At 44.3% G+C, this 18,860-nt stretch carries 13 protein-coding genes; 12 read left to right on the forward strand and 1 reads right to left on the reverse strand.

Annotated features, from left to right (window positions below; genetic code table 11):
- The first annotated feature begins 114 nt into the window (after positions 1-114).
- Positions 115-4,677 (forward strand): hypothetical protein, encoded by a 4,563-nt coding sequence (locus B0G52_RS19035; protein ID WP_094046965.1) that lies wholly within the window; start codon positions 115-117, stop codon positions 4,675-4,677.
- A gap of 122 nt (positions 4,678-4,799) precedes the next feature.
- Here the strand turns inward: B0G52_RS19035 and B0G52_RS19040 are convergent, their stop codons facing one another.
- Positions 4,800-5,057 carry a helix-turn-helix domain-containing protein gene (locus B0G52_RS19040; RefSeq protein ID WP_233162805.1) on the reverse strand — a complete coding sequence of 86 codons (258 nt, stop codon included), beginning with the start codon at positions 5,055-5,057 and terminating at the stop codon, positions 4,800-4,802.
- A 351-nt stretch (positions 5,058-5,408) separates the two neighbouring features.
- Here B0G52_RS19040 and B0G52_RS19045 point away from each other — a divergent pair, with 351 nt between their 5' ends.
- The 11 genes from B0G52_RS19045 (at position 5,409) to B0G52_RS19100 (ending at position 18,429) form a co-directional block, all read left to right on the forward strand.
- Complete coding sequence (locus B0G52_RS19045; protein WP_094046966.1) at positions 5,409-5,735, forward strand: hypothetical protein; 327 nt, start codon at positions 5,409-5,411, stop codon at positions 5,733-5,735.
- A gap of 319 nt (positions 5,736-6,054) precedes the next feature.
- Positions 6,055-6,624 carry an SF0329 family protein gene (locus B0G52_RS19055; protein ID WP_094046968.1) on the forward strand — a complete coding sequence of 190 codons (570 nt, stop codon included), beginning with the start codon at positions 6,055-6,057 and terminating at the stop codon, positions 6,622-6,624.
- A gap of 107 nt (positions 6,625-6,731) precedes the next feature.
- Complete coding sequence (locus B0G52_RS19060) at positions 6,732-8,126, forward strand: catalase (protein ID WP_094046969.1); 1,395 nt, start codon at positions 6,732-6,734, stop codon at positions 8,124-8,126.
- Positions 8,127-8,622: 496 nt separating this feature from the next.
- Positions 8,623-9,621 (forward strand): LacI family DNA-binding transcriptional regulator, encoded by a 999-nt coding sequence (locus B0G52_RS19065; protein WP_158223778.1) that lies wholly within the window; start codon positions 8,623-8,625, stop codon positions 9,619-9,621.
- Between the two features lie 101 nt (positions 9,622-9,722).
- Positions 9,723-12,488 carry an RICIN domain-containing protein gene (locus B0G52_RS19070; protein ID WP_094046971.1) on the forward strand — a complete coding sequence of 922 codons (2,766 nt, stop codon included), beginning with the start codon at positions 9,723-9,725 and terminating at the stop codon, positions 12,486-12,488.
- 242 nt (positions 12,489-12,730) lie between these two features.
- Complete coding sequence (locus tag B0G52_RS19075; protein WP_094046972.1) at positions 12,731-13,273, forward strand: MgtC/SapB family protein; 543 nt, start codon at positions 12,731-12,733, stop codon at positions 13,271-13,273.
- Positions 13,274-13,380: 107 nt separating this feature from the next.
- Positions 13,381-14,379: a LacI family DNA-binding transcriptional regulator gene (locus B0G52_RS19080; RefSeq protein WP_094046973.1), complete on the forward strand. Its 999-nt coding sequence runs from the start codon at positions 13,381-13,383 to the stop codon at positions 14,377-14,379.
- A 161-nt stretch (positions 14,380-14,540) separates the two neighbouring features.
- Positions 14,541-15,869: an ABC transporter substrate-binding protein gene (locus B0G52_RS19085; protein ID WP_158223779.1), complete on the forward strand. Its 1,329-nt coding sequence runs from the start codon at positions 14,541-14,543 to the stop codon at positions 15,867-15,869.
- Between the two features lie 81 nt (positions 15,870-15,950).
- Positions 15,951-16,838 carry a carbohydrate ABC transporter permease gene (locus B0G52_RS19090; RefSeq protein ID WP_094046975.1) on the forward strand — a complete coding sequence of 296 codons (888 nt, stop codon included), beginning with the start codon at positions 15,951-15,953 and terminating at the stop codon, positions 16,836-16,838.
- A gap of 2 nt (positions 16,839-16,840) precedes the next feature.
- Positions 16,841-17,659, forward strand: a complete 819-nt coding sequence (locus tag B0G52_RS19095) for a carbohydrate ABC transporter permease (RefSeq protein WP_094046976.1) — start codon at positions 16,841-16,843, stop codon at positions 17,657-17,659.
- Between the two features lie 17 nt (positions 17,660-17,676).
- Positions 17,677-18,429: a hypothetical protein gene (locus B0G52_RS19100; protein WP_094046977.1), complete on the forward strand. Its 753-nt coding sequence runs from the start codon at positions 17,677-17,679 to the stop codon at positions 18,427-18,429.
- The last annotated feature ends 431 nt before the right edge of the window (positions 18,430-18,860 follow it).

Here is an 18,860-nt window from a genome sequence, read left to right on the forward strand (position 1 = left end):
TTGTATTATCGGATATTATCACTGAGGAGCTTAGAGAAGAAATAGACGATTATTGGAAAAGTACACGTACTAATTTAATAATCCCATTATAAAAGTCTTTTGAGGAGGTTCAGTATGCCGTATGAATCAGGCGGAAGAGCTGATAAACGTGGAAATAGATTTGAAATTAGATGGGTAATCCATCAGATTCTTAAAGTGTTGGACGAGAGACTAGATTTTATTACTTTGGAAGCTCTTGGGGATGAAGAACGGGGAGTTGATATATGGATTGGAAGAAAGAATGGCATCAGGGAAGCACAACAATGCAAAGGCAGAAATGCAAGTAAGGAGTATTGGGACTACGGTACAGCTAATGCAAGAGGAATTTTTACAAATTGGAAGTTCCAATTAGAAAGAAATGAGTTAAACACAGTTGCATTGGTATCCCCATTAGCTTTTACACTACTGGAGGACCTAGTGGATAGAGCAAAAAATACTAGTAACGTTCCCCAAGATTTTTATCATAACCAGATACTTACTTCAAGCAAGGAACTACAAGATTTCTTCAAAAACTTTTGTAAATCAATGGATATAATATTCGAAGAAGATGCTGATCTTATAAAATGTATTTCTCTTCTGAGAAGAATATCATATCGTCAGTTTCCAGATAGCGAATTAAAAGAAATAGTCTTATCAAAAATAAATTATCTGTTCCTTGGTGATGAGGTAGACATATATGAGGCTTTAGTTACTTGGGTTATAGATGGAGACATTTTAGGAAAACAAATTAACCAAACCGTCGTGTATCAACTACTTAGTGAAAAAGGAATTAGATTAAGAAATCTTGCCATGGATAGTCGAGTTGTTCCAAGACTGAAGGAATTGAATCGAGAATATAGATCAGTATTCATTCCATTAAATAATGAATTAATTGAAAGAACGGAATTTGCCTTGTGTAGAAAAGTAATACAAGAAGGAGAGTCCTTGATTATTCACGGAAAAGCTGGAAGAGGAAAAAGTGGCTGTACAGAGGATATTATCAACTATTGTCTTGAAAGTGGCATACCCTATCTAGCGATTAAACTGGATAAACGCCTTCCAAGTGGAACTGCGGAAAGATGGGGCGAAGATTTAGGATTTCCTAGTTCTATAGTTCATTGTATTCATAGTATATCTAAAACTGAAAATACAGTAATTATTTTGGATCAGTTAGATGCATTGCGTTGGACTCTAGCACATTCTAGAGATGCCTTACTAGTATGCGCTCAAATTATTGATCAAATAGAGAGAGTGAACTTGGAAAGAGAAAATAAAATTTCTGTGATCTTTGTATGTAGGACGTATGACTTGGAAAACGATAATAATATTAAATTGTTGTTTAAACAAGATGAAATGAAAAACGAAAGAATTAAGTGGAATAAAATTCAAGTTAATGAGTTGAATGATGAGACAGTAAAAACTGTTATTGGAAACCGTTATGATGGCCTCACAGGCAAATTGAAAGAAATACTTCGCATACCAAGTAATTTATACATTTGGAGACAGTTGGATACTAGTAAAGAATATAACGAATGTTCGAATGCAAGTCATCTAGTTTTAGAATGGTGGATACAATTAGAACGCAAATGTTTCGAGTATGGTTTGCATGAGAGAGAGCTGAATGAAACTAAGGGGAAAATCATTACTTATTTTTACAAATTAGGTCGATTGTCTATTCCATTAAATTTATTAAGTATCAATAGATCGAGCCTCGAGTTTTTATCTTCAAATGGTTTCCTTGTCATACAAGAGAATAAAATTTCATTTGCTCATCAAACAATATTAGATTGTTTCATAGCCGATCTGATGCTTAAACAATACTATGAAACCGGAAATATATTGGAAGTTATCGGGGACAGGGAAAAACAGACTCCTGGTAGAAGATATCAAGTGCAGATGTTGTTGCAGAATTTAATCGAGATTGATACTGAAGATTTTCTTAATGCGGGTCAAAGAGTGTTAGCATCTGATCAGGTTAGATATAGTGTGAAGTTCGTCTTTTTTGAAGTCTTGAATCAGTTGGATATTTTGGATGAGACTATAATGAACTATATAGTTGAAAATTGTGAACACGTGATCTATGGTCCGCAAATAATCAATAATGTTATATATTCAAAACCTCAATATATTAGATTGCTTCGAGACCACGGAGTGCTAGACCAATGGTTTAAAAACACGGAGAAGAAAAATATCTTATTTAATCTGATAAGAAGCATGTCACCTAATTATGAAAGAGAAGATGTTGCATTTATAGAGAAGTATGCATTCCAAACTCAAGAGGACGATAATAACTTTTCGCGATGTTTTCTACATGATATTAGTGTAGATACCGATGAGATGTTTGAATTGCGAATGAATTTCTATCAAAGTTATCCTCAAATGATAGATAGTTACCTTGATTTTAAGACAATGTTTAAAAATTGTGAAATGAGAGCAATACGATTGTTTGCATGTCTTTTAGAAAACAAACTGAATACACAGTTTGAGACTATATATGAATATGAAGACGAATTTTTGCGAGAGGATTCGGAACTATTAATAGAAAACAGTTTGGAAGTTATCGATTTATTGTTGTCATATATTCCGATTTCAAAAGATGAAATATCGTCTTTGAGCGATTGGTCGGAAAGATACGTTCACCGAAGAAGTCTTGAAAGGACATGCATTCAAATTATTAAAAAAGCGAATGCAGCGTTGATTACGTCAAATCCAGAAAAATTTTGGGAACGATATAGAAAATATATGGGGACAGGAAATGATTTATTTAATGAGATAATACTAGATGGATTATTGAAATTACCCTATTTATACAGTGATGCTGTCATCGAGTACATTTATAGTAATTTTGATAATACCTTATTTGAAAAAACAAGTGGTAACGGAGATGAACTGTTACTTGCCAAACAAGTTCTAGCAAGGCATGGCGAACATTGTTGTAAAGAAGTTTTTAATTTGTTGGAACAGAAAGTGATTATATATATATCACCAGAAGCTAAAGAATTATATCAACGTAGAGTTGAATTTAACCGAAGAAAAGATAACTATTTTGTAACTTGGAGCTTTTGGGGGGACTTACAAAAAGAAGTCTTAGAAGTACTGCCGTATAATCGACTCAGTGAAAATGCTAAAGATTTGCTGTGTGTGTTAAAGCGTAAATTTCTAAATGAACCTACTTTATATAAATATTCAGATGGGCACGGTGGAATTTTAAGTTCTCCTATTGCGGGTAAAAAACTAAGTAATAAAAACTGGATGAATATATTAACTAACGAAAAACCTAGAAAAGAAAATGCTTCCCGTTGGAAAGAAGTTCCGGGGGGATTTGTAGAAAGTTCGATTCATTCATTTTCAAGTAGTTTTAGAAGTGCCGTTTCTGAAGAACCTGAAAGAATGATAAAGCTTATACTTGAGAATGATGATGGGACAATTTTGGACGAATATGTTGATTCGTTAATTAGTGGTGTAGCATTTAGTAAGAACTTAAGTAAGGTTTCAGTGGGATTATTGGAAGCACTGATTCTTAAATACCCATACGATTTTACTTCAAACCGAGCAAGTAACATCTGTATGATTATTGGGGATCATGGAGAAGCGGCATGGTCCCAGAAGATACTGGATGGCCTTAAAGACATTGCAATTAATCATAAAAATCCAGAAAAGGGAAAGCCGAATGTGACCAGTAACGAAGATAAAGAAATGCGCAGCTTTAATATGTTAGAAAGCAACGCATTGAATTGTGTAAGAGGCGGGGCAGCTCAAGCGATAGCTCGTCTTCTATGGAAGGATAACAATCTGTTTGAGCAGTTTAAAGAAACTATCGCTATGTTAGTATTGGATGAAAATCCGGCAGTAAAGTTAGCAAGTTTGTTTGCGCTTTGGCCTTCATACAATATTCATAGAGAATGGGCATCTGAAAGAATTCTTTATCTTTATGAACAAGATTTTCGACTAGCCGGGTTTTATGATTCAAAAAATATGTTGTTTTTGTTGTATCCTCAATATCCTCAACGCATAATAAAAATTATCAGACAATGTTATGTTTCTGATGATAAGGAATTAATTAAAAAGGGAGCACAATGCATATCGGAAATGTTTATTCTTAAAAATGAATTTATAGACGAAATGACAAATACAAATGCTATGAGCAAACTTCAAGCTGAAGAAGTTTTAAATATGGCTCTGTTATATTTTAATAAGGATGAATATAATGCATTAGCTAAAGAAATTATACTGAGATTTAAGCCAAGCTTAGTAAAGTTTGAGATATCCCTTTCGAGACTGTTTTATAGTAATCTAATCAATTTGGAAAGAGATAAAGATTTTTTGATAGAAATAATGAGTTCTGATATAAGTCGCAGAATACTACATGCATTTGTGCGTTATTTGGAAAAGGGATCAAAATCAGTGATTGACTACAAAGATATTATATTAACTATGAGTGGACATTTAATACAAAGTGATTCTATGAAATATGACAATGCATGGGGAATACAAGATGAAATTTCTAAGCTGATAATTGGATTATACGATGAAACATCAGGCGCTACGGGGTCAGAGTTAAAGAGTATAGCGCAAAAATGTTTGGATATCTGGGATTTAATGTTTGAAAAGCAAATAGGGCCAGTTAGGAGGTTAAGTCAAGAGATGATGGAAAGGTAGCTTAGCTTTGTAAGAGGATAAGGGCAAAAGCCTATTCCCGCTATTTTGTGTCTATCAGGCACAATTAAATAAGAGCGAGACGCTGGCTTTCAAAACCGCCGGTCTCACTCTTATTTTCGTTTTCACCCATTCTTCCGCACCTTTTCATATTCACCCTCAACAAGCTTAAAAAAGTCGGATGGTTTGATTTTCAACCCGCTGCAAAGTTCGAAAATTTTCGTGACGGAAGGCTCGTTTCTGCCGACTTCGATCATCGAAATATAAGATCGGTCAACGTCGCATTCATGCGCCAGATCCTCTTGGCTTAAGCCTTGCTTGAGGCGAATCGCTTTTAAGGTTTTTCCGATAATTTGTTTGATAATATTGGACGGATCGCTCAAGGAAAATTACTCCTTTTCTGTCCATTATCAATCTGTTATACTATCGACGACAGATAAAGTATTCAACAAAAAGTAAAATAAAGTAATTATGGATATGTGTGTACCTTTCATTTGAGAAGGGAAGCGAGCCGCCTGACAAATGATCTGATGCACAAATACGAAAAAGAAAAGACAAAGCTAAACGAACTTGGACAGGAATCGCTGGCGAAGGGAATTCCACTTGCTGCGAATGAAACAGTTCTCGCTCAGAGCCGAAAGGTAGACGAGCTACTTACCCGATTTTATGTTCAGAAAATGGGTGAGAGGGAACAAAGGAATCGATAAAGCTTGTTTGCGGGGAGAGATGAGGTCATGGAATTTCCGTCATGGTTCCAGAGCGCAATACAGGAACGGCTTGATGAAGTATCCGCTCGAATCCAGTTCCAACCGGATCTGAGAAAGTACCGCGAAGAGGAGAAGAGCGCTTTCGAGGCGTTGTTCTCCTGTGTAAATATGACTCAATGTCAGGAGTATACGGAATGGGAAGATAAACACCATTACTACAGAGGTCTGGAGAATGAACGGTTATATTTGCAGGGGATGCGCGATGGAGCGAGGCTGGCGATTGCGTTGATGTCTGATCCGTTTGCGGAGCAGGAGGGGGAGGCGAATTCGGCCAAATCAGAATCTGAGCATTAGAAGGAATTTGGACAAGACAAAGTATTGCTGGTAGGCCATTCTTTTGGCACATATATTGGGATGAAAGCTATCGCAAAATCGCCTGACCAGTTTGTTGCTTATGTTATCCTCAGTTTGAGGAGGAAGAGTTATTTGCTGAATGGTTGGAAGAAACATGGAGTCAGCTTAAAGTCTGAGGAGCAGTCGGATCGACTGGAACGATGATGGATGGGGGAAAAACTAAAGGCAAATTGCATGAATGAAACAGCCGATGGCGATTATTTCACCCAAAGGCGATAGGGTGTTTTAGTGAAGCCATGTAGATACATAGGAGGATTACATGTCCTGGAGCAAATTGAAGCAACATCTGGAGAGCTTTCTCTGCCCTGCGTTATATGGAAGGGTCGAATACCGTGCAACCGGCTACCGTTATTTACCTGATAAAGCAGGGATTTGTTATATTGCGGTAGATAAGAAGAACGTACTCAATATGAGTGATCTAACTACGTTAATCAGATGGTATCAGACGGAGTTGGAAATAAAGAATGATCCAGACATCCAAATTCCTATCAGCAATGAAGAAATTAAAGCTGTCAGAAAAGATACCAAAGGGACAGTTCCGGAGGATCGTCTAAAAGTAATCGTAAGAAAAAGAAAAATATCAGAATATGCCAAGAAGCTTTTGTCAGAACAGTCCGCACTGAGCAAATCAAATTTTATCGTTGTAGCCAATAAGTTTTTATCTACTCCTATAGAAGTAAGCCTAGAGAGCAATGATATCTTATTGAATATTCTAGCTTTGGTGGACAGACGAGTTGGAAAAAAGCGAATTTTAAACATGGCCGAGAATATAAAGTCAAAGCATCCAATTGTGCAGTATTTTTATGAGCTGCGGCTTAGTTTGCTATGAAAAATGAATTTACGTTCTGATACCCGACAGCCAGTGAAATATCCTGAATGAGTAAATGTAGCCATGCATACATATTGGTGAAAGATGTAGGCATGGGAGGCTGAGGAATGGACGACAAGAACGCCCGCAATCAGACGAACAAGCAAAGCTGGCAAGGCGCCGCTCCCTCGCAATGGGCAGGCGGCCCGCGACCGGTGCGCTACTCGCAGACGGTAGGAGAGCGCGGCCCGATTCTGGAACAAGATACAGTGCTGCACGAAAAAAACGAAACTTTTATCCATGAGACCATAAGAGAGCGCCCTTTGCATGTGAAGGGCTTCGGAGCCTTCGGTTATTTCGAGACGGTTAACTCGATGGCGGCTTACACGAAGCTCTGTTTCCTGCAGCGTCCGGGCCAGCAAGTGCCCGTTGCCGTCCGATTCTCGCTGGCGGCCAGCAACAGGGGGACGCCGGACACTTCTCGCAATGTGCGCGGCTTCTCGACTAAATTTTATACTGAGCAAGGAATCTTCGATTTAATATGCAACCATCTTCCCGTGTTTACGATTCGGGACCCGATGCGGTTTGTAGAGACGGTCAGCGCTTTTAACCCGTCGCCCGTCAACAACTTGATGGATCCGAATCGGTTCTGGAGCTTCTACGCGCAAAATCCGGAGGCGACACATTTCGTGCTGCAACTGTACTCCGATCTGGGTACGATCAAGAGCTTCCGTCACATTCCGGGTTACAGCGTGAGTACTTATGTTTGGAAGAATGAACAGGGTGTTCGTACTTATGTAAAATACAACTGGGTTCCGCTAGCCGGCGTGCAGTATATCGACAGCCAGGAGGCGGCGCGGCTCGCCTGCGAGAATCCGGATTACGCAGGCAAGGATCTCTATGACACGATTGCTCAAGGAAAGCCGGTCGAATATGGGCTGTATGTACAGCTCATGAATCCGCAGGACGAAGCTACGCTGCCGTTCGATCCGCTGGACGATACGAAGGTGTGGGATATGCGGCAGTACCCGCTGTTGCCGGTCGGTAAGATGGTGCTGAACCGCAATCCCGACAATTATAGAGATCAGGTGGAGAAGTTGGCCTTTTCTCCGTCCAATATGCTGGAGGGCGCCGAGTTTTCATTCGACAGAGTGCTTCAAGGCCGCGCCAATATTTATACGGATTCACAGCGTCATCGGTTGGGACCGGATTTTCGCAGTATCCCGATCAACCATCAGGCGAACTGGAAGCCGTCAGACGAGATAACGAGCGGCACCGGCCGCGATGTGGCAGGACGGCTGGAGCGCACCGCACCTCCCAAAGGAGATGACTTCACACAGCCGGGGCAATTTTACAACTCGCTGACGCCTGATCAGCAGGCGCACTTAGTCCATAACATTGCCTCCGATCTTGGCGCTGCCGTGCCGGAGTTGCAGCGGATTGTGATCGGTTATCTGGCCCAAGCGAACCCGCAGCTGGGGGAACGTGTTGCCCGGCAGATCGGGACCCAAGCCAAGGGATAGCGTCCCGTCCCATCGCCAAAAAAACAGAGAAACCCAGACGTCTCGGAACAAGACGCTGGGTTTCTTGACATTCTGAAAGCAGCTCCGACATATAAAATAACCCGCCTAGGTTAAAGGCCTGCGGGTTATTTTCTCTCTTATTCTTTTGGAGGTTTCCCGCCCAAAATGTTGTGCAGGGAGTCGGATGGCCGTCCGGCTTCTTTTTCTATCCTAATCATAACATGGCTATTTCATTCATGCAATTTCTCTTTCGGCGTTATCTGGCCACTCCCGTCCGGTTGACCGAACACATTTCCAAAGCCCGACTTCGTCATCGGCAGCAGGGGCGGTAAAGGAACGGCTGCGCGATGGTTCAGTAAGATTTATACCTACTCTTGACAGCGGTTTAAAATAGGGGGTATGATCGAAGCATTACCTTCCTCTAAAGACTAGAAATTGACACCGGTGTCTTATGCGGACAGCGGACGATATGTGCCTTCAAGGAGATCCGATAAAAATGGGGCAGAAATATACGATTCGGGACATCGCCAAACTGTCCGGTTTTTCGTTCAAAACGGTTTCACGCGTGATCAATAATGACAAGAACGTCAAGGCCAGCACTCGCGACAAGATTATGCAAGTGATCGCGGAGACGAACTTCAAGCCCAACATATACGCGCAAAATTTGAACAGCAAGATGAACAAGAACGTGCTCGTGTCGATCCGCAAGACGCAGGGGCAGAACACGACGCAATGGTTTGACTACCTGATGTCGTTCATGATCAAGGAAGCGCATGACCGCAACTGCACGCTCATTCAGGAAGTCATCTACGATGACGCGGATTTGCGTAACTCGATGCTGGAGAAGTCGGGCAGTTACATCGATGTGCTGGTGATGTTTTATTTGCAGGAGAACGACAAACGCATCGAAATGGCCGACAAGAGCCGGATCCCGTACATTTCTTTCGAGAAAAATGCGCTTGTTCCGCTCTCGATTTCCAATAACAACAAAGCGGGCACGAAGGCTGCGACAGAGTTTCTGTTCACGAGAGGGCTGTCGTCGATTTGCCTCATGTTGGGCGCAGAGATTGAAGTCAACAGGGAACGAGCCGATGCCATCCAGGAAGTGTACAACCAGCATCGCATACCGCTTGATCGTCTTGAAATTATATATGATATGAACAATTTGGAGACGATTCGCCAGTACGTAGACCAGCGCATTGAGGCACAAAATCTACCTGAAGTGTTCTTCGTCTCCGGCGATGAGAAGGCGATTGCCGTGTACAGCGCCTTGCACGCGCATGGCCTGTCGATTCCGCAGGACGTGTCGGTGATCGGATTCGATAACATCCCGATCTCGCAATATTATTCACCGCCGCTAACGACGATGGGGCAGGACTTTGCGAGGCTGGCACACGAGATGTTCGAAGTGATTGACAAGCTGATCGATGGCGATGAGGATGTCTCGTCGGTACAGATCGATCCGCAACTGATCGTACGGGAAAGCGTACGATAACTCGTTCTTTTCACGGAAACGTGAAGAGACTTAAGCAAAATTGACACCGGTGTCAAAGTGAGCCGGATTCAATACATAATAAGCTGTGAAGGAGCGAAGAAATGACCACAGTGAGGAAGAAACTTGTTGCCATCATCGTGTTGTGTTCGACTGTATTGTTCGGCATCGGCGTGCCTGCCAACGAATTTGGCGGTGCGGCGCCAACGGCTTCTGCGTCTGGAACGTGTACGCCCTATGGACCGTGGGAAGGTTTTCAGTATGATCCGTCACTGCTGATGAAGAAGATGGGGGAGCCTAGCGATCAGGAGCCGATCGCCGGACCGTATCTATCGGCTCACCGCGGCGCATGGGGGACAGACCCTGATCTGCCGCAAGCGGCAGCGGAGAACTCGATCACCGCGATTGACAACGCCGCAGCGCTCAAGTTCGAGATGGTTGAGCTCGACGTGCATCTGGCTAGCGATAAAAAGCTCGTATTAATGCACGATTATACGATGGGGAGAACGACGAATTATCCGTATACGGATGGGAGCCACGCAAACCATTGGGATGTCTTTAATCAGTTGACGCCAGATGGGACCGGTCCGGTTACAAGCGGTACTCCGCCGGTGCTGACGAACTGGAGTGCGATTCAGCCCTATAATAATTTGATTAGTCAGTTGACCTCCACACAGATAACACAAACTTATATGCGCTTATTCGACAAGTCTTTAGGTATTCAAGGATCGATATCTTATGGCGGGGTAAGTGTATATGCCAAGGGGTCATGGTCAGTCACTAATGAAACAGTGCCTACCTTGAAGCAAGCGCTGGAACACATCGGCGACAACTATCCGGGGATGACGGTTGTGCTTGATCTTCGTCACGCGGATGAAGTGGCAGAGGCGATGAACGTAATCGATCAGGTTCAGGATTGTCAAGGTCGTCCGGCAAGAGACTGGGTCATTCTCAAGCCTTTTGTCAATGTATTTCCCCGAGGTTTCGAATCCGCTCTTTATCAGTATGGATATAGAGTATATCAATACAATTGGATTCCGGTTGTTTCCTTCCGGCTTGTTCCGCCTAATCCGCAAGGAGGCCCTTCCGTGATCCCCGATTCTCCGGGTCCGGATATCAGTCAAATCCCTTATGATGCGCTTACTTATTTGAGAGATTATTGGCCGATGGAGAAGTTCCCAACCATCGTCACCTACGAGAACGGTTATAACGGCTCTGGTACCGGCAATCTGAAACCGGCATACGATTGGGCAGACGGACTTGTGAAAAATATGAAGTCGTGGCGGCCGCCCGACATAGACGTTCAACATTCTGTCGTCAATCCGGCCAATGGCAAAACGATTATCGGCTTCAACTGGAAGGACGACGGCATGGGCGCTTACCCGGTGTACAAGGAAGATTCTCAAGGATACGAGAAGGTCCGCGAGAACGCCAGCGTAATCACCGTTGACGATGCAGCCTATGTGCTGAAGATGGAGATCGCCACTCGCGATGCGGCGCAGATGTCTATTTCCAAGCAAATCGATACGACGAAAGCCAAAACCGAAATGCAGTATAAACTGGTCGACTTTAACAGTAAGAGAACGTTGAATCTTGAAGACAACTATTCCGGTTCAGGAAACAAACTTGAGATCTTGAAAGACAACAACGGGCTGGCGCAGACATGGGGGTTGAAACAGGTACCGGGAATACCCTCGAATTATTACATTGTCCATCGCGACAGCGGCAAAGTATTAGAGATGGTTACGGGCTCGAATAAAGTCCAATTGAATAGTTACAAATTTAACTCAGGTGTCGCAAGCCCCTATCTGAATCAGCATTGGAAATTGAAATATAACGATAGCGGAACGTACAATGGCACATACACGCTTGTTAATGCCTCCAATGACTATGCGCTTAATGTCGAGTGGGGCGCAACCGCTGACGGTACGAAAGTGATCGCATGGCAGGAAACCCCGTCTGCTCCGAATGAGAAATGGCATCTAGTGCCGGTGACAACTTTTACGCTTCAGGATCAAAATAGCAAGAAGCTGATTTCCGTTGTAAGTAATAGCACAGCCGAGAATGCCACCGTAGCGATTTGGGACAATTCGAATGCTTCCGGGCAGGAGTGGCGATTCGTCAATCGCGGTGACGGAACCTATGCCGTCGTTAACCCGCACAGTCAGAAGGTGCTCACCGTTAAGGGGGGTGTGCCGTTGCCTCGCGGTACTCCGATCAATATCTATTCGGATTTAAGTCAGAACAATCAGCGATGGCGGCTGTTATATAACAAGGAGGACAATACCTACACGTTAGATAATCCGTTCGACAAGAAAGTATTGAACATTCAAGGCGCCTATTCGTCAAATGGCGCGATTGCAATCACATGGGATACGCAGAGCAACTTCTATAAGAACGAGCGACTGAAGATAGGCCTATGGGGCGCAAGCCAATTTTCAGCGCAGATCGACGTGGGACAGGGGGTAACGGATTATGCCATGGCAGTAAATGATTATTACGATACGGTGATACTCGAAAAGACAACGAACGGCAAGAATGAGTACTGGCTTACTAAGACGAGGAACCTGTTCGATGTCGTTCAAAATCAAGAGAAGGTGGCGTGGGAACTTTACTATCCCGACAGCGGTAAGTTTTTAGGTTCGAACTATTATGCTTATCCAAACTTGGTACCGGAATCATCCGCCTATTTCTTTTACCCTACTCCCTACGGAGTGGAAGACCGCTATTTACTTAAGATCCACCCTAACCAGGGCATGTCATATATACTTGGAGGTACCGGTCCCTTTTCCCCTCTTCTGAGATATTCCGATTACCAGTCATCGAACATTCCGTGGTTCATACGTCCAAGCTTCTACGCCGTGCACTAGGGTGTGTCTTCAAACCCGCTCAGGGGGATCTATCACTGCCTTTTCGCCCCCTGCTGCGTCACTTTTGCTTGACGTACCTCCGGTACGCCTTCACAAAAGTTTCTTGCATGGAACGAAAATTCGGCAATATCTGCTGTCCTCGGAGTATGAAGACACACCCTAATCCGTCCGCAACAATAATCGCCCTCTGCATGGCCTTCTTGGCCATGTGGAGGGTCTCTACCGTAAAGGAATGTGAAGCTATGGATTTGGCCGGACTCTCCTATTTAGATCGTTTACCCGCACACTATCTTGGCGAATACGAATTGCTCTTGCGCATTCTGTGCAGCGCGGTTATCGGATTCCTGATTGGCTTGGATCGAACGCATAAGCACAAGCCGGCAGGCGTTAAGACCTACACCTATGTCACGGCCGCTTCCGCGTTAATCACGATTGTTTCGATCAATAGCGCGGGATTATACAGCACGATGTTCGATAAGACGATGATGGACCCGATGCGATTAGCCGCGCAAGTGGTTACGGGACTTGGATTTATCGGTGCCGGAATCATTCTGAAAGATGGCGCGAAAGTGATCGGACTGACGTCTGCGGCGATGATCTTCTTCGCGGGCGGCGTCGGGATCGGGATCGGCGCCGGATTCTATACGCTCATTCTATTCACAGTCGCCGCAGCGTTCCTGTTCGTTCAAATCGGAGAATGGACGGAGCGCAGAGAAAAGCGCAAGAACTCGAAGTCGATTGCACATGCGGCGGACGATATACAAGAGATGAGTCAAGGGATGTAACGGGGGACGTTGTATAAATAATTGACAGACAGCTTGAGTCGTGCTATATTTTTGACAACGGTGTCAGACACCGTTGTCATTAAATATGAACGAGGAATGGATAAGCGATGATGAAAAATACGATCAGGGAAATTGCTAAGCTTTCGGGATTTTCCATCAAGACCGTATCGCGGGTAATCAACGACGAACCCAATGTTAAGCCAACCACGAAAGATAAAGTTTTGAAGGTGATTTCCGAAACGAACTATAAGCCGAATATATATGCGGCTAACCTGAACAATAAGAAGACCAAAAATGTATTGATCTCCATTCGAAAAACACACGGCCAGCATACCACGAAATGGTTCGATATTCTGATGTCGTATCTGGTCGGCGAAGCCAGCCGCAAGAAATACACCTTGATTCAGGAAGTCATCTATGACGACAGCGATTTGCAAAATTCCATATTGGAAAGATCAGGCGGATATATCGATGTGATCGTGCTGTTTTATTTGACGGATGACGATAAACGGTTTGAAGTCGCCCAGAAAAACAATATCCCCTATTTGGCTTTTGAGAAAACCGACTATGTGCCTCTGACGGTATCCAACAATAACCGGAAGGGAATGCAGGAAGCGGCCCGTTTTTTATTCAGCAGGGGTTTGACTCAAGTTTGTTTGCTGCTCGGCGCCCATATGAACGTCAATCAGGAACGGGCTCGAGCCATGATCGAAGCCTATGAACAGGATCAGGTGTCGCTAGATCAATTGGAGATTGTGTACAACATGAGCACACTGGAGGATATTGATCGATTTGTGGAGGAAAGGATCGAACAGAACCGTCTTCCCCAAGTGTTTTTTGTTTCCGGCGATGAGAAAGCCATTGCCGTCTATCATTCGCTCTATCGTCATGGGTTATCCATTCCGCAGGATGTATCGGTCATTGGCTTTGACAATATCCCGATATCGCAGTACTACACCCCTCCGCTTACAACGGTCGGGCAGGATTTTGAACAGCTGGCGCTCAAGATGTTTGACATCATCGATCAAATCCTTGAGAACAAGGAGGATATTAGATCCGTTGAAGTCGATCCTAAGCTTATTATTCGAGATAGCGTCAAAAAATAAAATGAAAATGCTTCTTGCGCAGAAATGACAACGGTGTCAAAATGGAAGGGAGTTGATGAACGGGAAATGTAACGCAAGGGAAAGTGAATGACTCATAGAGAGAAACAATTCTTACTTTTCGCAGTGGTGGGGCATTAAATTCACATTGAGGAGCGATGACGATGAATAAAGCGGGAAGAGCCAGTCTTGTGATGATCATGGCATTGTTAATAGGGATTCTTGCAGCCTGCAGTCAGACGAAAGAGAACGCCGCCGGCAGCCAGACGCCAGATTCGAATACCCCGTCGGCACAAGCATCGGAAAGCGCAGAAACGCAGAGTCCAACCAAAAAAGAGAAGGTGACCCTGGAATTCTTCTCTAACACATCAGGCGGTACATTAGAAGCCTACCAGCGTATCGTTGACAAGTTCAATCAAGAAAATCCGGACATCTTCGTTGAGCTTACTCCTCAAAGTAAAGATTATGAAGCCTTGATGAACGCCAAGATGGCTACGAATGATTTGCCGGATTTATGGAATACGCACGGCTGGTCGGTGCACAAGTACAGCGAATATTTACGGCCCCTGAATGATCAGCCGTGGGCAAGCAAGCTGGTCAACGAAATCAAGCCGATCGTAACGGATTCGGCCGGGAATGTGTACGTGTTGCCCTTCGACGTGGACATCAGCGGTATGCTGTACAATGTGAAAATATTGCAAGAGCTGAATATCACAGTTCCGGAGACATGGGAACAGTTCCTGGCAGCTTGCGAAGTCATTAAAAATGCGGGTTATACGCCGATTGCGATCGGAGGCAAGGACACAGGCGATGTTGCCGGATTCCTCGGCAGAGTGGCGCCTTCGTTTCTCACTCAGGATGCGAGCGTAGAGTATAAGGATGAATTGAAGGACGGTTCGTTCGACTGGAGCCACTTCGACGAGGTTTCGAAATTCATTCTGCAATTAAGAGACAAAGGGTACTACAACGTCGATTACTTAACGGCAGATAAGCAGGCTGTTTATAAAGGCTTTGCGGAAAATAAAGTCGCCTTCGCGTTTCAAGCCAACAACTCCATATTCCAGGTGCTGCAGCTCAACCCCGATGCCCAGATCTCAATGATGCGCATTCCCGTGAATAACGGCTCTCCTTTCTTGATCAGCGGCGAGAGGGATGCCATCGGCATCTGGAAAGATACGGAGCACGAAGAGGAAGCGCTTAAGTTCTTAACGTATATGTCGCAGCCCGAGAATGTCAGCCAAATTGCCGAGGCTTATTCGATCCCGGCGGCATTGACGGATGTGCAGGTTAACCTGGGAGATTTGGAAGAAGTATTCTCCAAGTTCAGCGATGTACCGGTCACCAACAACTTCGACAGGGAGTACTTGCCTAACGGGATGTGGAACACGCTGAAAGTCGTCGGTCCCGGTCTGCTGTCGGGCGAATTGAATGTCGAGAACGCTTCGCGAGCGATGAAAACCGATTATGACAGACTGCGGGCTTCTGCTCAATAACCGACGCCATCAAGAGAAAGCGCCTGGCATGGAACTTGTCATTCCATGCCAGGCGCTGCATGAAATAGTGGGAGGTTAGTTATGAAGGTTTTCCGGAGAAAGTGGACAAGTGGAAGCCACTTGTACGTCATGTATTTGCCGGCCCTCATACTGTTTGCGGTTTTTGTGTTTTATCCGCTCTTCGAAGGGGTTCAAATCTCGTTAACCAATTGGAATGGATATTCACAGCATTATCAATACGTGGGTTTCGATAACTTCAAGATGTTATTCACCGATCATAAAGTGATCACGGCTTTCCAGAACACTCTCGTATACGGCGTAGGCTCCACTGTGATCCAGAACATCTGGGGGCTCGCTTATGCCTTGCTGCTTAATCAAGTATTTTTCGGGAGGAAATGGGTTAGATCTGCCGTTTACTTGCCGGTTCTGATATCCGGCCTTGTTATGGGGTTCATCTGGTATTTCATCATGCAGTACGATGGAGGGGCTTTGAACGATATCATGCTGCTGTTCGGAATGGAGCGGGTGGACTGGCTGGCGGACGGGTCAAGAGGAGTGAAGATCATTTTATTCGCGACCTCCATGCAATTTGTCGGGCAGGCCATGATTATTTATTTGGCCGGGCTGCAGACGATTCCTAAAACTTATTATGAGGCCGCTGAAATCGACGGAACCGGTGCATGGCGGAAGTTTTTCAACATTACCCTGCCGCTGTTAATGCCGGCCATCATTATAAGCGTAATTTACAAGCTGATAGGGGGCCTGCAGTTGTTCGATCTGATCGTTGCACTGACGGGAGGCGGACCGGGATCGAGCACGCATTCTTTCTCCACCTTAATCAACTCCCTGTACTTCCAAAGCCAGAATGCCGGGTACGCCACGGCGCTCGGTATCGTATTATTCCTGTTTATTCTATGTGTAACGGTAGTCACGCATAAACTTATTAGCAGAAATGAAGTGGAGCACTGATGATGAAAACGAAAACGAGAGGGTTACTGTTACCATTCGCAGGCCTATTGATTATTGTATTTCATCTGGCTCCATTGTATATCACCCTGTCCATCGCGCTGAAGAAAATGACGGACTTGTCTTCGAGATGGACGATTCCTAACTATCTATATTGGCAAAATTTTGTGGACGCCATAAATAGCAGTCATATGCTTAGAGCCTTTACCAATTCCTTCGTGATTACGGTAGGCACTTCATTCCTGATTATCATGATTGGAGCAATGGCGGCTTATCCGCTGGCGAGAGTTAGAACGAAAACAAACAAGTGGATTCTGAACCTGGTGCTCACGGTGATGATGATCCCCACTTTAAGCATCATCGTTCCGCTTTACAAAGTGATGAACGACATGCATGCGATCAATACGTTTTGGGGTGTCATCCTGGTCTTAACTACGCATGGCTTGCCCTTAGCGATATTTACCTATGCGAATTTCATTAGGACGATCCCCCGTGATCTGGATGAAGCGGCTACGGTCGACGGCTGCAACGGGTACAGCGTATTCTTCCGCATCCTTCTCCCCCAATTGAAGCCGGTCACAGCGACCGTATTAATCTTGGCGGGATTAAAGGTTTGGAACGACTTTGAATTTGCGCTGTATTTCTTGCAAAAACCGCAGAAGCAGACGATCACGTTGACGATTGCCAATTTCTTTTCCGAATTTTCCTCGAACATCAATGCGGCGGCAGCCGCGGCTCTGCTTGCTGTACTTCCGGTAACGATTATGTTTATCTTTTTGCAAAAATATTTTATTTCCGGTTTGTCTGACGGCGCAGTGAAATAAGGGTAGGGAGATGCGAGATGAGTGATAAGTATCAGGAGTTTACGGATCGTCTGATTCAGAGCTTTACGAACAACATGAGTCATATTCCGGAGGAATGGACGATATCCGAGCGTTTATCTGAGAAAATAACGATGGACGGGGAGCTTAAACCGTTCTATGGATCGACCAGCGTCATTGCTTTGTCGGAGCAAGATGGCGCCAAGTGCAGGGCGATTCAGAATGAATTATTCGCCAGGCATGCAGATATGTTTGTGAAGCTGCACCCGGAGACCTTTCATTTGACTATCCACGCGTTCAGCAATCCGTATAGTGTTTCTAACGACAATGACGAGATTAAACGGGATATGGAAGCAAACGAAGGCAGCATTAAAGCGGAATTCAGGAAAATAGGCGAGGTTTATAAAGGCAGGACAATCAGAATGAAAGCGTTAGGTGTAAGTACGGGCGGGGGCGATGTCATCAGCATCAAATTTTGCCCGGCTGCGGATCAGGATTATCAGATCATTGGCGATTTATTTGATCGATTTGAAAGGTTGTATCCTCTCAACAAACCCTATATTCCACATGTCTCATTGGGATATTTTAAATTGAAAAAATATGATTCTAGCGAAATCAAGAGTTTGTACGATACGTTAAATTATCTGAATCAGGGGGCAGGGTTCGAAATCGAACTCGAAGTCAATCGGTTCGCTTATCAGCATCATTATCATATGAATGATTTCAGAGATGTGTTCCGTGTGGATTCTGTCGAAGATCAACAAAAGGATTGAGTTCCTAATAGTGACCAGAAAATAACCCGCAGGCCGTCAACCTGGGCGGGTTATTTGCGTTCAAGGTAATATTGCCCCCGTAAAGGATAAGACTGCCTCGTAGGAACTTGATGGCAACCCTCGTATGATAAAATCAGTCCACAATAGATGCTAAGTGTTGTTCCAGGAAAGGATCACAGGGTCGAGAGAGGTAGCGAGAATACGTTGTACGCAAGCAGACGAAGCTCTCTTTGAAACCTGTTGAAAGCGCTAACATTTTGTCGATTGTGGTCGGATACGATTGTACAAGATTGCATAAATGGAAGAGTAGAGAGGGGGGATGCGGAGGCGGGCATAGAAGCGGAAAAGCGGTGTCAGGCCACATAGGAGGGGTTCAGGTGGTCAAAAGCATTAAAGAGTTATGGGAGCTCTTCAAAACCTAAAAACAGGGT

The organism is Cohnella sp. SGD-V74, assembly GCF_003001675.1.
Classification (GTDB): domain Bacteria; phylum Bacillota; class Bacilli; order Paenibacillales; family Paenibacillaceae; genus Cohnella.

Bases quoted from the DNA above. Each gene is read 5' to 3' on its own strand.
- B0G52_RS19035 (WP_094046965.1), top strand. From the start codon at position 115: ATGCCGTATGAATCAGGCGGAAGAGCTGATAAACGTGGAAATAGATTT.
- B0G52_RS19045 (WP_094046966.1), top strand. From the start codon at position 5,409: ATGGAATTTCCGTCATGGTTCCAGAGCGCAATACAGGAACGGCTTGAT.
- B0G52_RS19055 (WP_094046968.1), top strand. From the start codon at position 6,055: ATGTCCTGGAGCAAATTGAAGCAACATCTGGAGAGCTTTCTCTGCCCT.
- B0G52_RS19060 (WP_094046969.1), top strand. From the start codon at position 6,732: ATGGACGACAAGAACGCCCGCAATCAGACGAACAAGCAAAGCTGGCAA.
- B0G52_RS19065 (WP_158223778.1), top strand. From the start codon at position 8,623: ATGGGGCAGAAATATACGATTCGGGACATCGCCAAACTGTCCGGTTTT.
- B0G52_RS19070 (WP_094046971.1), top strand. From the start codon at position 9,723: ATGACCACAGTGAGGAAGAAACTTGTTGCCATCATCGTGTTGTGTTCG.
- B0G52_RS19075 (WP_094046972.1), top strand. From the start codon at position 12,731: ATGGATTTGGCCGGACTCTCCTATTTAGATCGTTTACCCGCACACTAT.
- B0G52_RS19080 (WP_094046973.1), top strand. From the start codon at position 13,381: ATGATGAAAAATACGATCAGGGAAATTGCTAAGCTTTCGGGATTTTCC.
- B0G52_RS19085 (WP_158223779.1), top strand. From the start codon at position 14,541: ATGAATAAAGCGGGAAGAGCCAGTCTTGTGATGATCATGGCATTGTTA.
- B0G52_RS19090 (WP_094046975.1), top strand. From the start codon at position 15,951: ATGAAGGTTTTCCGGAGAAAGTGGACAAGTGGAAGCCACTTGTACGTC.
- B0G52_RS19095 (WP_094046976.1), top strand. From the start codon at position 16,841: ATGAAAACGAAAACGAGAGGGTTACTGTTACCATTCGCAGGCCTATTG.
- B0G52_RS19100 (WP_094046977.1), top strand. From the start codon at position 17,677: ATGAGTGATAAGTATCAGGAGTTTACGGATCGTCTGATTCAGAGCTTT.